Genomic DNA, 15,801 nt, shown 5'->3' with positions numbered 1-15,801 from the left:
TGAGTATTCAGTGGGCGCCCAGATTCATCTGCTGGCGCACAAGGCTGACATACGGCTGCAAGGCCCTGATGTCGGCCTCCGTCACATTGTCATAGCCCTGATAACCGGTTTCCCTGAAAAACTGCATGCCCTCGTCGCTGGCGGCAAACTCGGCCAGCGCCTGGCGGACCAGCTCGATTTCGGCCTTGCCGAGTCGTTCGTGGGCCAGGGTCATCAGATGCGGGATGCGAATATCGGAAGGCAGCAGCCGAACCCGTTCGCTGATATCTTTCGGCACCTGCTTCAATGGCGTGTGCGTGGTCAGTGCCGCATCCGCCTCGCCAACGGCGACGGCAGCAACAGCGGCACCATGGGTCGGGTATTCGCGGACCTGATAGTCACGCCCGGGCAGCATGCCCTTGTCAGCCAGCCATTTCATGCCGCCGATCGAGGAAATCGAAAAACGGCTGGAAAGCGCCACGCTACGCCCTTTGAGAGTTTCGGCAGCAGTGATGTCGGAAGCCGAGCGAACGACGAAAACCGGTTGCAGCGGGGCCTTGTAATGCACCAGGGGAACATAACCCTTCTCGATCGACATCACGGCAAAATGCGGGCCGGTGATCAACAGATCGTAACGCCCGGCCAGTGACTCGTTAACGAAGGCGGTGTAATCGGCTTCGGTAAACACTTCGACAGGACGACCGAGACGCCGCTCAAGCGCAAGGCGCAACGGCTGATGTGTCTTGATCAGCGCCAGAGCGCTGTTGAAAGGCATGATGCCGAGCTTGAGCGGGGGTGCGGCAAGAGCCGGCGGGGCGAAGACCAGAACAAGAATTGCCAGCACCGAACAAACAATGCGACACATGACGACAGCCTTGAGCGATGGATGCCATCAATTTATCACCAAACGCATAGGCCAAATCGATCTAGATCAAGAACTTTGCCAATAATGCCTTCACAGCGCTTTCGGCGTCAGCAGATAGACCTTGTGCTCGATCCTGACCTGTTCGCGGATCTCCGGATCGGGATCTGCCTCGAAAATGCTTTCGACGTGATCGAGACGGATTTCGTAGGCGTCTGCATATAGCGTCGTGATTTCTTCAGCCACGGCAAACGGCTGATCGGCAGTCTCCCAGGCTTCCGGCTCCTCGGCCGTCAGCAGCAGGATCCGGCAGGTCGCGGGCACGATGCCGCGCAAATGTTTCAGGTAGGCGGCACGCAGATCATCGGGCAAGGCCGTCAGCGCCGCACGGTCGAAAACGGCGCCAATCTCGCCCAGATCGCCGGCCTTGAGTTGAAAGAAATCACCACAGAGGATGGCGATCCGGCCATGCTCCCATAGCGTGAATGCCCCGAGCCGGCGCTGCGTCGCTTGCATCCCGTTCTCATGAAAGAAGGCGTGCGCCGCGAGCGGGCTGAGCTCGACCCCGATCACTGCATGCCCTTGCTGCGCCAGCCAGAGCATGTCCAGGCTCTTGCCGCAGAGGGGCACGAAAACCCGCTCGCCAGCCGCCAGACCAAGGCCGGACCAGAAGCGGACCAGATGCTGATTGACGACCTCCTGATGAAAATCCGTATTCTGGTCGCGCCAGGATTGCTGCCAGAGTTCATTGTCGCGTCCGGTCATGACGGACTCCCTTCGCTAGTCGTATTGTTGCGTGTGGTTGAAGCAGAAAAGCTGCTGATCGAAACACACAACACTTCGCGGGAAGCGCCATGCAGGCCGAAAGGCATGCGCAGGAAAACGGGCGCCACAGACGCCCGGAGTGCATTCAGCCTAACACCGAATCTGCCGCACCGGTGACCTGCAGCAATTGTCGGATTCTCGACACAGACCAGACAGCCATCCGGTCAACGACAAAAAAACTCATGTTTTTCAATAGCTTGATAATTGGCACCACCCTTGCTTAGAAGGTGGCGAGGAGAATTCCATGACCCAGGCTTGCATCACCATCAACGACACTACCCTGCGCGACGGCGAACAGTCGGCCGGCGTGGCGTTCTCGCTGGCCGAAAAACTGGAGATCGCCCGCCAGCTCGCCGCCATCGGCGTGCCCGAGCTGGAAGTCGGCATCCCGGCAATGGGCCCGGAAGAATGCGATTCGATCCGCGCCGTCGCCGACCTCAAGCTCGCGCCGCGCCTGATGCTGTGGAGCCGCATGCACCCGGCCGACATCGCCGCCTGCGCCAATCTCGGCGCGCACCTGATCGACATCTCGGTGCCGGCCTCCGACCAGCACCTCGCCTACAAGCTCAAGCAGGACCGCGCCTGGTTGCTGCGCGAATTGCCCAAATTCATCGGCGCCGCCCTCAACCTCGGCCTCGAAGTCGGCCTCGGCTGCGAGGATGCTTCGCGCGCCGACATGAACTTCCTCTGTGCCCTGGCCGAAACCGCCGAACGCTGCGGCGCCCGTCGCCTGCGCTTCGCCGACACGCTGGGCATCCTCGAGCCCTTCGGCACCTACGACAAAATTGCCACTTTGCGGCGGTCGACCGGTCTGGAAATCGAAATGCACGCCCACGACGACATGGGCCTGGCCACCGCCAACACGCTGGCTGCCTGCAAGGCCGGCGCGACGCACGTCAACACCACGGTCAACGGCCTCGGCGAACGCGCCGGCAATGCACCGCTCGAAGAGGTCGTGCTCGGCCTGAAGAAACTCTACAACATGGAAACCGGGGTCAGCCTGAAGGGCTTCCCCGCCCTCTCCAGCCAGGTCGCGAGTGCCTCCGGACGTGCCGTCCCCTGGCAAAAGAGCATCGTCGGCGCCGGCGCCTTCACGCACGAAGCCGGCATCCACGTCGATGGCCTGTTGAAGCACCCCGACAACTACCAGGGTTACGACCCGCAGGAAGTCGGCGCCGCGCACCGCATCGTGCTCGGCAAGCATTCCGGCTCGCGCGCCGTGCAGGTCGTCTATGCCGGACTCGGCATCACGGTCAATGAAAGCGAAGCCCAGGCCTTGCTGCCGCGCGTCCGCAACTTTGTCGCCGAACACAAACATCCGCCGGAAACGCCCGATCTGCGGGCTCTTCTGGTCTCCGTCAGGAGCCACCTCCATGTCTGAAGCGATCACCATGACAGCTAGCCTTACCGCCACGCCAGGCCTCTGGGCGATTCTCCGCGAAGATCTGGCCTGCGTCTTCCAGCGCGATCCGGCCGCCCGCTCGACGCTGGAAGTCCTGACCACCTATCCCGGTGTGCATGCCGTTCTCACCCACCGCCTGTCACATCGCCTGTGGCGCGCCGGCTGGCGCTTCCCGGCCCGTCTGCTGTCCTTCCTCGGACGCACCCTGACCAATGTCGACATCCATCCCGGCGCCACCATCGGCCGCCGCTTCTTCATCGACCATGGCGCCTGCGTCGTGATCGGCGAAACGGCAGAAGTCGGCAACGACGTGACGCTCTATCACGGCGTCACGCTGGGCGGCACCTCGTGGAACAAGGGCAAGCGCCATCCGACCCTGGCCGACGGTGTCGTCGTCGGTGCCGGCGCCAAGATACTCGGCCCGATCACGATCGGCGAGCGCGTCCGCGTCGGCGCCAACTCGGTGGTCGTCAAGGATGTGCCGGCTGACCGCACCGTGGTTGGCGTGCCCGGCCGCATCGTCGATACCCGCGCCGGCAGTGCCCGCCCGGAAAACGGCATCAGCCTCGACCACAACCTGCTGCCCGACCCGGTTGCCAAGTCGATCGCCTGCCTGATCGAGCGCATCGAAAGCATGGAAAAGGAACTCGCCGAACTGCGCCACGAACCGCCGCCCGCCGATCACAGCGACGAATGCCGGACGTGCACGGCCGGTGACCTGTGCTGCGAACACGAAGCGATGCACTGAGCGCACCATGGACCTGCTCGACTTTTCCGACTGCAAGCTCTACTTCGAAGATCCGCTGCCGGCCGCGGCCGAAAAGCTGATCGCGCAGGCGTCGACCGAGTACGGCGAAGACACGGCCGAGCTCGCGCTGCTGCGTGCCCACCTGATGGCGCCGGACAACCTGACCGTACTGGTCGGTCTCTACCGTTACTATTTTTACCAGCATCGCCTGGACGACGCGCTGATGGTCGCCGAACGCGCCATGCAGCTGTCCGGCCGCCTGCTCGGCCTCTCGCCGGACTGGCGCACGCTCGACGAAACACGGCTCGGCACGGCCGCCGCCAATTCGTTCGGGATGATGCGTTTCTACCTGCTGGCCCTGAAGGCGGCGAGCGTGGTCCTGCTCCGCCTTGGCCAGATCGATGCCTCGCGTGACCGTCTCATCAAGCTGGCCGGCCTCGACAGCCGCGATCAACTCGGCGCCGCCAAGTTGATCGAAGTCGTCGATGCCTTCCACCACCCCGCCGAAGAACCCGAAATCCAATTAGCAGCAGCCTGAGGAGTAGCACCATGGACGAAACACTTAGCCTAGCCGAAGCCCTCGAAGACCTGGTCTCTGCCGAGGATTTTCTCGACTTTTTCGAGATCCCCTACGAACCGAGCGTGGTGCATGTGAACCGCCTGCACATCCTGCAGCGCTTCCACGACTATCTCGCCCGCCAGGCGCCCAACCTGCCGCCGGAAGAAGATCAGCAGCGCGGCATCTACCGCCTGTGGCTGGAACGCGCCTATCAGGATTTCGTCGTTTCCGACTCGTTGACCGAGAAGGTCTTCGCCGTCTTCCAGACCGTTTCCAAGCCTGAAGGCGGCATGAGTTCCTTCGTATCCATCGACAAGGTATTCCGCGAATGAACGGCTCACGCTGGGAACAGGGCGATGCCGTCCGCCTGATCCGCAACGTCCGCAATGACGGCACCTATCCCGGCATGGACCCTGGCATGCCGCTCGTCCGGCGTGGCAGCATCGGCTACGTGATGGACGTCGGCACCTTCCTGCAGGACCAGATCATCTATTCGGTGAACTTCCTCGACGAAGACCGCATCGTCGGCTGCCGCGAGGAAGAGCTGATCGGTGGCGACGATCCGTGGGTCCCCTCGCGCTTCGAGTTCCGCGAAAAGGTCCGCTCGATCAAGGGCCTGTCGGTAGGCGGCGAAGTGCTGGTCCCGCCCGGCGCGATCGGCGAGGTCATCAAGGTGGTCCGTCACGCCCCCGGCGGTGCCGCCTATCACATTCACTTCGAATGCCTGCTCGGGCGCGTCCTGCAGATTCCTGAAGACGCCCTGGATGCAGTGGAGCAAGACAATGCAGACCGGATATCTTGAACTGAAACTTGCCTGGGAACTGTTCCACAAGGCGCCGGAAACCCTTTCCGAACCGGAGCGCGGCCGTCTGGCCGAAGTCGCCAATCGCCAGAACAGCATCGAGCAGCGCATCCTGCTCAGCCCGGAAGCCGCCAATGTGATCGTTCCGGCGGCTACGCTGCGCACCCGCCTCGGCGAAATCCGCCAGCGCTACGCCAGCATTGACGACTACCAGCACGATCTCGAACGCAGCGGCCTGAACGAAACGACGCTGGCCGAAGCGGTCGAGCGCGATCTGCGCGTCGAAAGCGTGCTCGAGAAAATCGCGGCCGATACACCGCCGGTGAGTGCCGTCGATGCCGAGATCTATTACCGCCTGCACCCGGAAGCCTTCGACCGGCCGGAAGCCCGGCGCCTGCGCCACATCCTGGTCACCTTCAACAATCCGAAACAGAAGCTCAAGGTACTCAAGGAGCTGGAAGCGCTACGGTTGACGCTGACCTCGGACGAGAAATTCGCCAACGCCGCACTGCGCCATTCGCAATGCCCGACCGCCGTCGAAGGCGGCAAGCTCGGCACCGTCAAGCGCGGCCAGCTCTACGCCGAACTCGAGCCGTATGCCTTCGCACTGGAAGAGGGAGAAGTGTCGGCCGTGCTCGAATCGCCGATCGGCCTGCACCTGATGCGTTGCGACGAAATCCTCGACAGCGGCATGCTGTCCTTCGCCGAAGTCGCCGACAAGATCATCGAGCGCCTCAGCGACAAGCGCCGCAAGGACGCCCAGCGCACCTGGATACTGGCCCTGCCGAAAATCTGAACGCAGCCGGCGCCAGGCCTAGGCGACAATCTCGGCCGGCATGCGTTGCGGCAGCCAGAGCCGGAAAGTCGTGCCCTGCCCCGGCTCGCTGCTCACGTCGATGCGCCCGCCGTGCTTCTTGACGATGATGTCGTAGGAAATGGACAGGCCGAGCCCGGTGCCCTGACCAATCGGCTTGGTTGTAAAAAAAGGCTCGAAGATGCGTTTTGCGGTTTCCGCGTTCATGCCCTTGCCGGTGTCGGCAAATTCGAACCAGACGTAACCATTTTCCAGCCCGGAGCGCAGCGTGATGCTGCCGCGCTGCTCGATCGCCTGCGCCGCATTGACCAGCAGGTTCATGAAGACCTGGTTGATCTGTGCCGGGACGCACTCGATTTCGGGAATTTCTCCCAGCTCGCGCACCACTTCCGCCTTGTACTTGATTTCGTTCCAGACGACATTCAGGGTGCTTTCCAGCGCCTCGTTGAGATTGGCAAGCTGACGCGCGGCCTGGTCAACGCGGGAAAAATCCTTGAGATCCTGGACGATCTTGGTTACCCGGTTAAGGCCATCCTGCGATTCGAGCAGCAGAGACGGCAGATCCTCGCGCAGGAACTCGAGATCAGCCTTCTGCTGCGCCGCCTCGAGCATTTTTCGGTCTGCGCCGGCGTCGACCGCCTGGTAGGCATCGATCACCGCAAACAGACTGTCGACATAGGTTTTCAAGGTACCAAGATTGGAATTGACGAAGCCGACCGGATTGTTGATTTCGTGCGCCACACCGGCTGCCAGCTGGCCGATCGCCGCCATCTTCTCGGACTGCAGCAGTTGCTGCTGCGCCTCCTCGATCTTGGAGAGCAGCATTTCCAGCTCCTGCCTGTCCTTCTCAAGGGCGCCATTGGCCGTAGCCAGTTGCTTGGTTCGCTCGACGACCAGTTCCTCGAGGTGGTTCTGGTATTGCAGCAGGTTTTCTTCGGCACGATGCCGTTCGGTGACATCCTGCAGGGTCTCGATGGCACCGATGCTCTGCCCCTCGGCGTTGTAAAGCGGCGCCGCGGTAAAGAACAGCCAGCGCCCCTGCTCGCCCAGGCTGGGGAAAAAAGCCTCGCCCTCGAATGCGCCCGCCACCACGGCGGAACGCCGAAAGCCGTTCTGGTAATACGAAATGAATTGCTCGTCAAAACCGCCATCAACAATCAGATCGGCCATCAGCGGTCGACGCTCCGGGTAGAAGGCTTTCCAGTGTTCGCTGGTGCCGACCATGTCTGCGGCCGGCAGACTGCTGATCGCGGCACAGGCCTTGTTCCAGTGCGTGATCCGGTGACTGGCATCGATCACGAAGGTCGGCACCGGATCTCCATCGATGATCTGCGACAGCAGTTGCGCCATGCTGCGCTTGGCCGCTTCGGCCCGCTTGTGCTCGGATTCGAGCAGTTTCTTCTGGGTGATTTCGACCTGTTGCATCGCATGCTGCAGGCGCGCCTGCTCGAGCAGCAACTGCTCGTTGCTCTGCGACAAGGCTTCGGTACGTGCCGCCACCTGCGCTTCCAGGGTTGCATTTGCCTGCTGCAATTCGTCATTGCGCGCCGCGATCAGGCGGAACATCGTGTTCATGCCGGCCAGCAGGCTGGTCATCGCCGGATCGGCAACCTTGTCCTTCTCTTCCTCGAAGGCCTGCGTCGCAGAAACGCCAGCCCGGATCTTGCGAATCTGGCGTGCCATCGACTGGTCCATACCCAGAATGTGGTGCGCCAGCCAGCTGCTCAGGAAACGCAGCAGGAATTCCTGGTCGCCAGCCGGCATTTCACGCATCTTGACCACCTGGCGGCCAAAATCGGCATGCACATTGTGGTGAATCTCGGCGAAACGTGGATCGCAACCGCTGCTTTGCATCAGCTCTTCTTCATGCTGGAAATGCGTGACGGCGTAATCGACCAGTTGGACCAGCACCTTGTCGATTTCCTCGGCCGGGGTCGACGTCGTTTGGTGCTCGATCAGCCAGTTAACCAGGCTGACCAGCCCCTGGTGCTCGGCATCGACTACCGGTTCGCCGGTAACAAAACTCTCGTTCCAGACAAAGATATCCATTTTTATATTGTCTCCACCTTATCTGCCGGATCGGCCGCAGACACAGCTGCGACCAGACTGGCTCAGCCCCTCGGCTGAAACTCCGGATCAAGCAGCACGGAACCGTCCGGCCCCCAATTGACTTCGGTGATGCCCGGTTCGATCGCCTCGAGACGTTGCGCTTCGAGTTCCTCCGGTGTCGTGTCGCCCATTTCGAGGCGAACCAGATTGGCCAGTTGCCGGTTCTCGAGCAGCAGTTCGCGATGCGCCAGGGCCTGAGCGATCGCCGACATCAGCTCGTAGTCGTTCCACGGCTTGGCGATGAAACGCTCAATGCCGACTTCGTTGACCGCCCGCAGCAGCGCATTGAGATCGGCATAGCCGGACAGGATCAGGCGCGCAGCATCCGGCTGCAGCGCCTTGGCGGCCTTGAGGAACTCGATGCCATCCATCAATGGCATGCGGTAATCGCTGACGAAGAGGTCGTATTCCTCGTGCCGTGCGCTTTCCAGCGCGGCGGCCGGCGTATTGAAGGCATGCACCTCCAGCTTGAAGGTCTGATTGCCGTAGGCACAAGGTGCAACACGCAGCAAACGCTGCAGGGATTTGAGGATGGAATCCTCGTCATCAACGAGCAGGATGCGGCTCATTTTTCCTCCTGGCGGATATAGAGGGTCAGATTCTGCTGTTCGGCCTGCTCCAGCTTGACCAGCTGACCGATGATGTCGCTCGTCAGCGGACTGCCCTTGGCAAGCAGCAGGTAACCGTCGCGGTGTGCCAGATCGCGGCTGAGCACCATGCCCGGCTTGAGATGCATGCTGCGCAAAGGCACTTCACTCGGCCCGCCCTTCTGGGTTTCGGAAATCAGCTTGACGAAGGCGTCGACCGCTGCGGGATCGTAACGCTTGCCGCGATTGTCGATCAGGAAGGCGAGCGCCTCTTCCTGGCGCAACGGCCGCTGCACCAGCGTGCCCATCTGCAGCGCGTCATAATCATTGACCAGGGCGAGGATGCGAGCTCCCTGCGGGATGCTGATGCCGGCCAGGCGTTCGGGAAAGCCGCTGCCGTCGAAGCATTCGTGGTGATGTTTGACGAGAATGGCGACGTCCTTGAACTTGTCGATTGCCATCAGGATGTTCTGACCAATCTGCGGATGCTTCATGACCAGCGCCCGCTGCTCCTGGCTCAGCGTATTGAAGGGCTTGCCGAGCAGTTCGTCGGGCAGGCCGAGCTTGCCGATGTCGTGCAACAGGCCGGCGAGCATGATGCTCTGCGCCTCGGCATCGCTCAGGCCCATGCGCAAAGCCAGGCTGCGCGACATTTCCGCGACCCGCCGGCCGTGCCCGGCCAGGCGGCTGCCGCCCGGCCCGTTGCGCAATTCGGCGAGGCCGGCAAAGACCTGGACACTGGTCAGGAAGGATTTTTTCAGTTCGCCGTGCGCCTGTTCGACGAAAGTCAGCGCCTGGCGCAGTTCGGCCGTACGTTCGGAAACCTTCTGCTCGAGACTGGCATTGAGCGTTTTCAGCTCGTCGTTCTGGACCTGGGTCAGTGCGGTCAGCCGGCGATTTTCTGCCTCCAGCGCCTGCCGCTCGAGTGCTTCCTTGACGGTCTTGACGATTTCCAGGTCATCCCAGGGCTTGGCAATATAGCGATAGATCTCGCCATCGTTGATCGCGGCAATCGTCGAGGTCACGTCGGCATAGCCGGTAAGCAGGATGCGCATGGTGTGCGGCCAGCGGGCACGCACCTGCTTCAGGAAAGTTGCACCGTCCATTTCCGGCATGCGCATGTCGGAAATGATCAGATCGACTGTCTCGGTTTCCAGCAGGGCAAGGCCGGCGGCACCGCCTTCGGCAACCAGGATGCGATAGCCATGCGGCCGGAACAGGCGACGCAGGGCTGAAAGAATGCTGGGCTCGTCATCGACGAAAAGCAGGGTCGCGGGGGTGAGCGCTTCGCTCATGTCGGAATCTCCGTGTTAGTACCGGCACTTTCACCGTTTTTCGGCGCGATGGGAAGAATGACGCGAAAAGTTGTGCCCACGCCCAATTCGCTCGCCACCTCGATCCGCCCATGATGGCGGTCAACAATGCCGTAAGACAGGGAAAGCCCGAGCCCGGTCCCCTTGCCGACCGGCTTGGTCGTGAAGAAGGGTTCAAAAACGCGCGACAGGTGTTCCGGCGCGATTCCCTTGCCGGTGTCGACAACTTCGATGCAGACCTCATGCTCTCCGTACATGAGCGTACGCAACGTAATGCTGCCGTCCTTTTCGATGGCATGTCCGGCATTGACCAGCAGGTTCATGAACACCTGGTTGAGCTGCGAGACCAGGCAATACACCAGAGGAATATCGCCATATTCCTTGATCACCTTGCACTTGTACTTGAGCTCGTTCCAGACGATGTTCAGCGTCGAATCAAGCCCCTGCTGCAGATCGGCCCATTGCCACTCCTGCTCGCTGACATGCGAGAAATTCTTCAGGTCCTGAACGATCTTGCGGACCCGGGCCAGGCCATCCTTCGATTCGGCCATCAACTGCACGGTGTCTTCGCGGATGAAGGCGAAATCGCATGTTTCCTTGAGGCTCTCGATGCGCGCCCGATCGGGGAAGTCATCCCCCAGATCATGCGCAGCCTTGTCATAGGCATCGATAATCGCCATGACGTCGCGCAGATAGCACTCCAGCGTCCCGAGATTGGAATGCACGAAACCGATCGGATTGTTCAACTCGTGCGCGATGCCCGCTGCCAGCTGGCCGATGGAAGCCATTTTTTCCGACTGCAACAACTGGTTATGGGCTTCTTCCAGGCGCTTGTTGAGGACGCGCTGCGCTGCCAGATTGTCGGCGAGTTCCTTTTCCTGCCGCTTGTGACTGGTGACGTCAGACAGCACGCCGTCGTAGAACTCGACATTGCCAGCCGCATCGCGATGCACACTGGTTCGATCGGCAACCCACAGCACCTCGCCGGAGGCAGTCAACAAGCGGTATTCCTGATCGAAAAAATCACGTCCTTCGGCGGTGTACCGGCTGACATCATCGACGATCCGGGTCAGATCGTCGGGGTGCACCATATCGGCGAAAGCGGGTTGACCGGCCATCAGCTTTTCAACGCTGTACCCCCAATGGGTGACGTTATCCGACACGAAAACCACCGGCCACCCGGCGCTGGCCTGCCAGCGAAAACAGACGACGTGGCTGGCATTGACCACCTGCGTGGCAATCTTCAAGGCCCGTTCGGCCCGCCGTTGATCGACAATGCGCCAGACTTCGTTGCTGATCAGCTGAATCGATTCGACATCGGTTTCGGTGTATGGGACGTCCTTGTTGCCGACACCGGTCACCATCCGGACCCGCCCATTCTCGACCACCGGCAGGCTGACCAGCCGTACCAGCCGCGAATGACCGGCGGGAAGACCGTGCTTGTTCGGGGCGCTGGCGTAGTCATTGATGACGACCGGCATTTTCTGGCGAACAGCATCAGCCCAAAGGCCAGCCTGACTCAACGGGTAGTGGTTATCAAAAGCTGCCGTACAGTACTTTTCCAGGGTCTGGCTGGACCAGGCGACCAGTTCGATGCCTTCACCATCGTCATTGACGAAATGCATGAAGGCAATCTGACTGGCTGTGATTTCCTCAATTTGCTGCAGGGCGTACTGCATGAATTCACGCTCGCCAAGCTGATTGCTCCGGCGTGGCAACTCAAGCAACACCTCAGCCCGGCGTGCCTGCAGGTCGAGCATGACCGCCGCCTTGCGCCGAGCCGTAATATCCGAGGCAACGCCATCCCAGATGATCTCGCCGGAAGGCAGCCGGCGCGGCCGCGAACGCACGAGCAGCCAGCCCCAGTCGCCATCGGCCCGGCGCACCCGCAGTTCCATCGAAAAATCGCTGAGTGTCCGTATGCTTTCCTGTTCGGCGGCCCGCCATTCGGGCAGCATCGCCGGATCGGTATATTGGAAGAGCAAGCCAGGATCATTCAGCAGATCTCCCGGTTCGAAACCGTGGATCAGCCGGACACCGGAACTGGCATAAATGAAGCGAACATCACCCTCAGGCGTCTTTGTGCACTGGTAAAGATAGCTTTCCGGCAGGTTGTCACCGAGGTGGCGCAAGCGCTCTTCGCTGCTCCGCAAGGCCTTTTCAGCGGCCAGTCGCGCCGTAATGTCCTCGATAATGATCAGGAGATAATCAACCTTGCCATCATCCCGGCGCACGGCCTGAACCGTGATGAAGGTATCGATCACCTTGCCATCGGCCCTGATGTAGCGCTTTTCGAGCTCATAGCCGTTGGTTTCGCCACGCAGCACACGCTCGAACGCTAGCTCGCTGACCTGCAGATCGTCAGGATGCGTCAGATCAGTCCAGGTCATTTTCAGCAACGCGTCCTGGGCGTAACCAAAAATATTGCACAGGGCCGGATTGACCACTTGCCAATGGCGATCAACACCGACCACCGCCATGCCGACCATCGCCCGCTCGAAATAGATGCGGAACCGCATTTCGGCTTCAGCATTGCATGACTTCCTGCGGCTCATCCGCCACAGCATGCCGGCTGCCACCACGACCAGTACTGCAAATAATCCGAAATCAGGCATGTGGCTCACCCGGCAGCAAAATTTCACAGGCATCAATCCGGCGCATCACTCGCCATCCCCCGCCAGATGGGCTGTTTGCTTGGCCAGACGAAAAGCTTCGCGGATCTGCTCGCGCAACTGGTCATCGTCCCAGGGTTTGGTCAGGAATTTGTAGATGGCGCCGCGATTGATGGCGCCGGTCACCGACTCCAGATCGGTATAGCCGGTCAATACCAGACGCACCGTATTCGGATAAAGCTGGCGGACCCGCGAAAGAAACTCGGTACCTGACATTTCCGGCATGCGCTGATCGGAGACCACGACCTGCACCGGATGCTTGGCCAGCAACTCGAAAGCCTCCAGTGGCGAGGCTGCCGTCAGGATCGTGTAGCCCTCACGCCGCAACAGGCGGGACAGCGAACTCAGGATGTTGGGCTCGTCATCGACCAGCAGGATGCTCTGTACTGCCTCGCGTGGCCGCTCGGCCAGCGGCAGGCGCTTGTTGCCGCGCAGCAGGGGGGCAAATTCATCCGGCGGCAAGGGCTTGCTGAACAGGAAGCCCTGCATTGCATCGCACCGGCGACCACGCAGGAAACTGGCCTGCGCTTCGGTTTCGACACCTTCGGCGAGCACCGACAGATTGAGACTGCGCGCCATGACAATCGCCGCCGTGGCAATCGCCGCATTGACCGGGTTCTCCGTGATGTCGCGGACAAAACTCTGATCGATCTTGATCTTGTCGAAAGGAAAGCGCGAGATATAGGCGAGCGAGGAGTAACCGGTGCCGAAGTCATCCAGCGACAACTTGACGCCAAGCGACTTGAGCTTGCGACAGATGAGGACAGCCTCTTCCAGATCGTCCACAAAAGCACTTTCGGTAATTTCAAGCTCCAGCGCCCCCGCGGCCAGCCCGCTATCGGCCAGCGCGCTGGCCAGCGTAGCAGCCAGGTTGGCCTGGCGAAACTGCCGGGTAGACAGGTTGACCGCCACGCGCAGGGGCATCAGCCCGAGATCCAGCCAGGCCTTGGTTTGCCGGCAGGCGGTACGCAACACCCATTCGCCGATCGGAATGATCAGACCGGTTTCTTCGGCAATCGGGATGAACTCGACCGGCGAGACATGCCCGAACTGCGGACTGTGCCAGCGCAGCAACGCCTCCATGCCGAGCATCTGACCGCTCTCCAGGCTGATCTGCGGCTGGTAATGCACACTCAGTTCGTTACGGTTGAGCGCTTCGCGCAGGCCATTCTCCAGCGCCAGTCGCCGCGCCGCATCGGCATCCATCTGCGGCGAATAAAAGCGGAAAGTATTGCGCCCCCCCTGCTTGGCCCGGTGCAGGGCGGCATCGGCACACTTGAGCAGGCTTTCACCATCGGTACCGTCCTTCGGATAGACGGCAATGCCGATACTGGCAGTGATCACGGTTGTTTCACCGGCAATCACAAAAGGCACCGCAATCGCTTCCAGCATGCGCTGCGCCAGCGCCAGGGCATCCCGCTCCTGACCCAGGTTGGCCATGACGAAACCGAATTCGTTACCGCCCCGCCGGCCGACCGTGTCTCCTTCCCGCACCTGCAGCTGCAGGCGGCGAGCCACCTCGACCAGGACTTCGTCCCCACACGGCGGCCCGAAGGTTTCATTGACCAGACGCAGGCGATCGAGATCAAGCAGGATGACTGCCGCACCTCGTTCGAAACGATGCGCGGTCAGCAAGGCCTGGCCAAGCCGATCGGCAAACAGGTTACGGTTGGGCAAGGCGGTCAGGGTGTCATAGCTGGCCAGATACTGGATGCGCTCGGCCGCCGACTTGCGTTCGGACAGATCACTGAAGGCCCCGACATAATTGGCCACATTTCCCGAGCCATCGCGCACGCAGGAGATGTTCAACCACTCGCTGACCAGCGAACCGTCCTTGCGCCGATTGGTAATTTCACCCTGCCAGTTGCCACAGGCATTGAGTGTTTCCCACATTTCCCGGTAAAAAGCGGCGTTGTGCACCCCGGACTTGAGAAGCTTGGGGGTGTGTCCGAGAATTTCCTCGGCCGTATAGCCGGTCACCTGGCTGAATGCTTCATTGGCAAGCAGGATGCGCTGATCGGCATCGGTAATGCAGATCCCGTCGCTGACTCCGTTGAAAACCGCTCCCACCAGCTGGTGCTCGGCTTCGGCAGCCTTGCGCGGACTGATATCGAGCATGGTCCCGATGGTATTCAGCGGCGCGCCATCCGGCGCATGATGAATCGCCCGACTGCGCGTTTCGACCCAGAGCCAGTAACCATCCTGATGCCGCAACCTGAACTCGGCAACATCGACATGTTGGTTACCGAGGTTGGAACCGGCGAGCAAATGCTGCACGACAGGCCGATCCTCCGGATAGACCAGATCGAGAAAACCGGCAATATTGCCCGGCCCCTCTTCGTAACCGAGCAACTGGCAGAGCGCCTCGTTCCACTGCACGCTCGCCTTTGTGGCGTCATGTTCCCAGATCCCGAAACCGGCGGCTTCAAAGGCCAACTGGAGCCGGGTTGCCAGTTGCGAGTTTTCCATCGCTCGCCGGTCGACCTCGATTTCAAGCCAGTTTTTCTGACTGGACAAGAGGCGCTTGGCACGATGCAACTCGAGCTGGGTACGAATTCGGGCAATCAGGATAGGCAGTTTGACCGGCTTGGTAATGAAGTCGGCGGCGCCCACCTGCAGGCCGTGTTCTTCGTCATCCATGCCGTCCAGTGCGGTGATGAAAATCACCGGGATATCCTTCGTTTCCGGATTCTTGCGCAACTCGCCGAGCACGCTATACCCGTCCATCCCCGGCATCATGATGTCGAGCAGGATCAAATCCGGCAACGGCGCCAGCCGGGCGCGCTGCAAGGCCACCAGACCACAGTCCGCAACACGTACTTCGGCCCCTTCACTACGCACCATCTCGGCCAGCACGGCAACGTTTACCGGCACATCATCAACGACCAGAATCAGCGGTTTCTGGCCGTCAACCGTCAGCAGGCGCTTACCCGCCTCACTGCGATCCGGCACATTATTTTCTATTTGGGACATACCCAGTCTCCTTCGCGCTCCGGTGACACTAGTGTCGCTCCCTTGCAAGCGGCATGTCCAGACAAAGATTCCGCCACGGGATCACCGTCACATCCCGCAAAAAAGGCTCTGCTGCGCCGCCTTGACCACCCGGATAGCCTCTTGTCCGCCGGAAGC

General features: G+C 61.0%; 13 protein-coding genes. 6 read left to right on the top strand and 7 right to left on the bottom strand.

Features of this window, described 5'->3' with window-relative positions; all coding sequences use genetic code 11:
• Positions 1–7 precede the first annotated feature (7 nt).
• Both KI612_RS04780 and KI612_RS04775 read right to left on the bottom strand, forming a co-directional pair.
• A complete protein-coding gene (locus KI612_RS04780) occupies positions 8–844 on the bottom strand; it encodes a phosphate/phosphite/phosphonate ABC transporter substrate-binding protein (protein ID WP_226442685.1) in 837 nt (278 codons plus the stop codon).
• A 90-nt stretch (positions 845–934) separates the two neighbouring features.
• A complete protein-coding gene (locus KI612_RS04775) occupies positions 935–1,606 on the bottom strand; it encodes a thiopurine S-methyltransferase (RefSeq protein ID WP_226442684.1) in 672 nt (223 codons plus the stop codon).
• A 304-nt stretch (positions 1,607–1,910) separates the two neighbouring features.
• Here KI612_RS04775 and nifV point away from each other — a divergent pair, with 304 nt between their 5' ends.
• The 6 genes from nifV to nifM are packed head-to-tail and all read left to right on the top strand — an operon-like array spanning position 1,911 to position 5,973.
• Positions 1,911–3,047 (top strand): homocitrate synthase, encoded by a 1,137-nt coding sequence (gene nifV, locus KI612_RS04770; RefSeq protein WP_226442683.1) that lies wholly within the window; start codon positions 1,911–1,913, stop codon positions 3,045–3,047.
• A complete protein-coding gene (gene cysE, locus KI612_RS04765; RefSeq protein ID WP_226442682.1) occupies positions 3,040–3,816 on the top strand; it encodes a serine O-acetyltransferase in 777 nt (258 codons plus the stop codon). The genes nifV and cysE overlap by 8 nt, the downstream gene beginning before the upstream one ends.
• A 7-nt stretch (positions 3,817–3,823) precedes the next feature.
• Complete coding sequence (locus KI612_RS04760; RefSeq protein ID WP_226442681.1) at positions 3,824–4,354, top strand: hypothetical protein; 531 nt, start codon at positions 3,824–3,826, stop codon at positions 4,352–4,354.
• 11 nt (positions 4,355–4,365) lie between these two features.
• Positions 4,366–4,707 carry a nitrogenase-stabilizing/protective protein NifW gene (nifW, locus tag KI612_RS04755; protein ID WP_226442680.1) on the top strand — a complete coding sequence of 114 codons (342 nt, stop codon included), beginning with the start codon at positions 4,366–4,368 and terminating at the stop codon, positions 4,705–4,707.
• The gene (locus KI612_RS04750) at positions 4,704–5,177 is read left to right on the top strand and encodes a nitrogen fixation protein NifZ (RefSeq protein ID WP_226442679.1); all 474 of its coding nucleotides are present in this window, start codon (positions 4,704–4,706) and stop codon (positions 5,175–5,177) included. The genes nifW and KI612_RS04750 overlap by 4 nt, the downstream gene beginning before the upstream one ends.
• Positions 5,158–5,973, top strand: coding sequence for a nitrogen fixation protein NifM (nifM, locus tag KI612_RS04745; RefSeq protein WP_226442678.1), 816 nt, complete (start codon positions 5,158–5,160; stop codon positions 5,971–5,973). Before KI612_RS04750 ends, nifM begins: the two co-directional genes overlap by 20 nt.
• An 18-nt stretch (positions 5,974–5,991) precedes the next feature.
• On the opposite strand, the gene KI612_RS04740 is transcribed toward nifM, so the two are convergent.
• From KI612_RS04740 to KI612_RS04720, 5 genes are all read right to left on the bottom strand, one after another.
• Entirely contained in the window at positions 5,992–8,040 is a 2,049-nt protein-coding gene (locus KI612_RS04740; RefSeq protein ID WP_226442677.1) for a bacteriohemerythrin, read from the bottom strand.
• A gap of 62 nt (positions 8,041–8,102) precedes the next feature.
• Positions 8,103–8,669 (bottom strand): response regulator, encoded by a 567-nt coding sequence (locus tag KI612_RS04735; RefSeq protein WP_226442676.1) that lies wholly within the window; start codon positions 8,667–8,669, stop codon positions 8,103–8,105.
• Complete coding sequence (locus KI612_RS04730) at positions 8,666–9,982, bottom strand: HD domain-containing phosphohydrolase (protein ID WP_226442675.1); 1,317 nt, start codon at positions 9,980–9,982, stop codon at positions 8,666–8,668. Before KI612_RS04730 ends, KI612_RS04735 begins: the two co-directional genes overlap by 4 nt.
• Positions 9,979–12,615, bottom strand: coding sequence for a PAS domain-containing protein (locus KI612_RS04725; RefSeq protein ID WP_226442674.1), 2,637 nt, complete (start codon positions 12,613–12,615; stop codon positions 9,979–9,981). Before KI612_RS04725 ends, KI612_RS04730 begins: the two co-directional genes overlap by 4 nt.
• Positions 12,616–12,660: 45 nt before the next feature.
• A complete protein-coding gene (locus KI612_RS04720; protein ID WP_226442673.1) occupies positions 12,661–15,645 on the bottom strand; it encodes an EAL domain-containing protein in 2,985 nt (994 codons plus the stop codon).
• Positions 15,646–15,801 lie beyond the last annotated feature (156 nt).

The organism is Quatrionicoccus australiensis (assembly GCF_020510525.1).
Classification (GTDB): Bacteria; Pseudomonadota; Gammaproteobacteria; order Burkholderiales; family Rhodocyclaceae; genus Azonexus; species Azonexus australiensis_B.
Note: the sequence above shows the minus strand (reverse complement) of the source record. Positions and strands in the feature narration are given on the sequence as shown.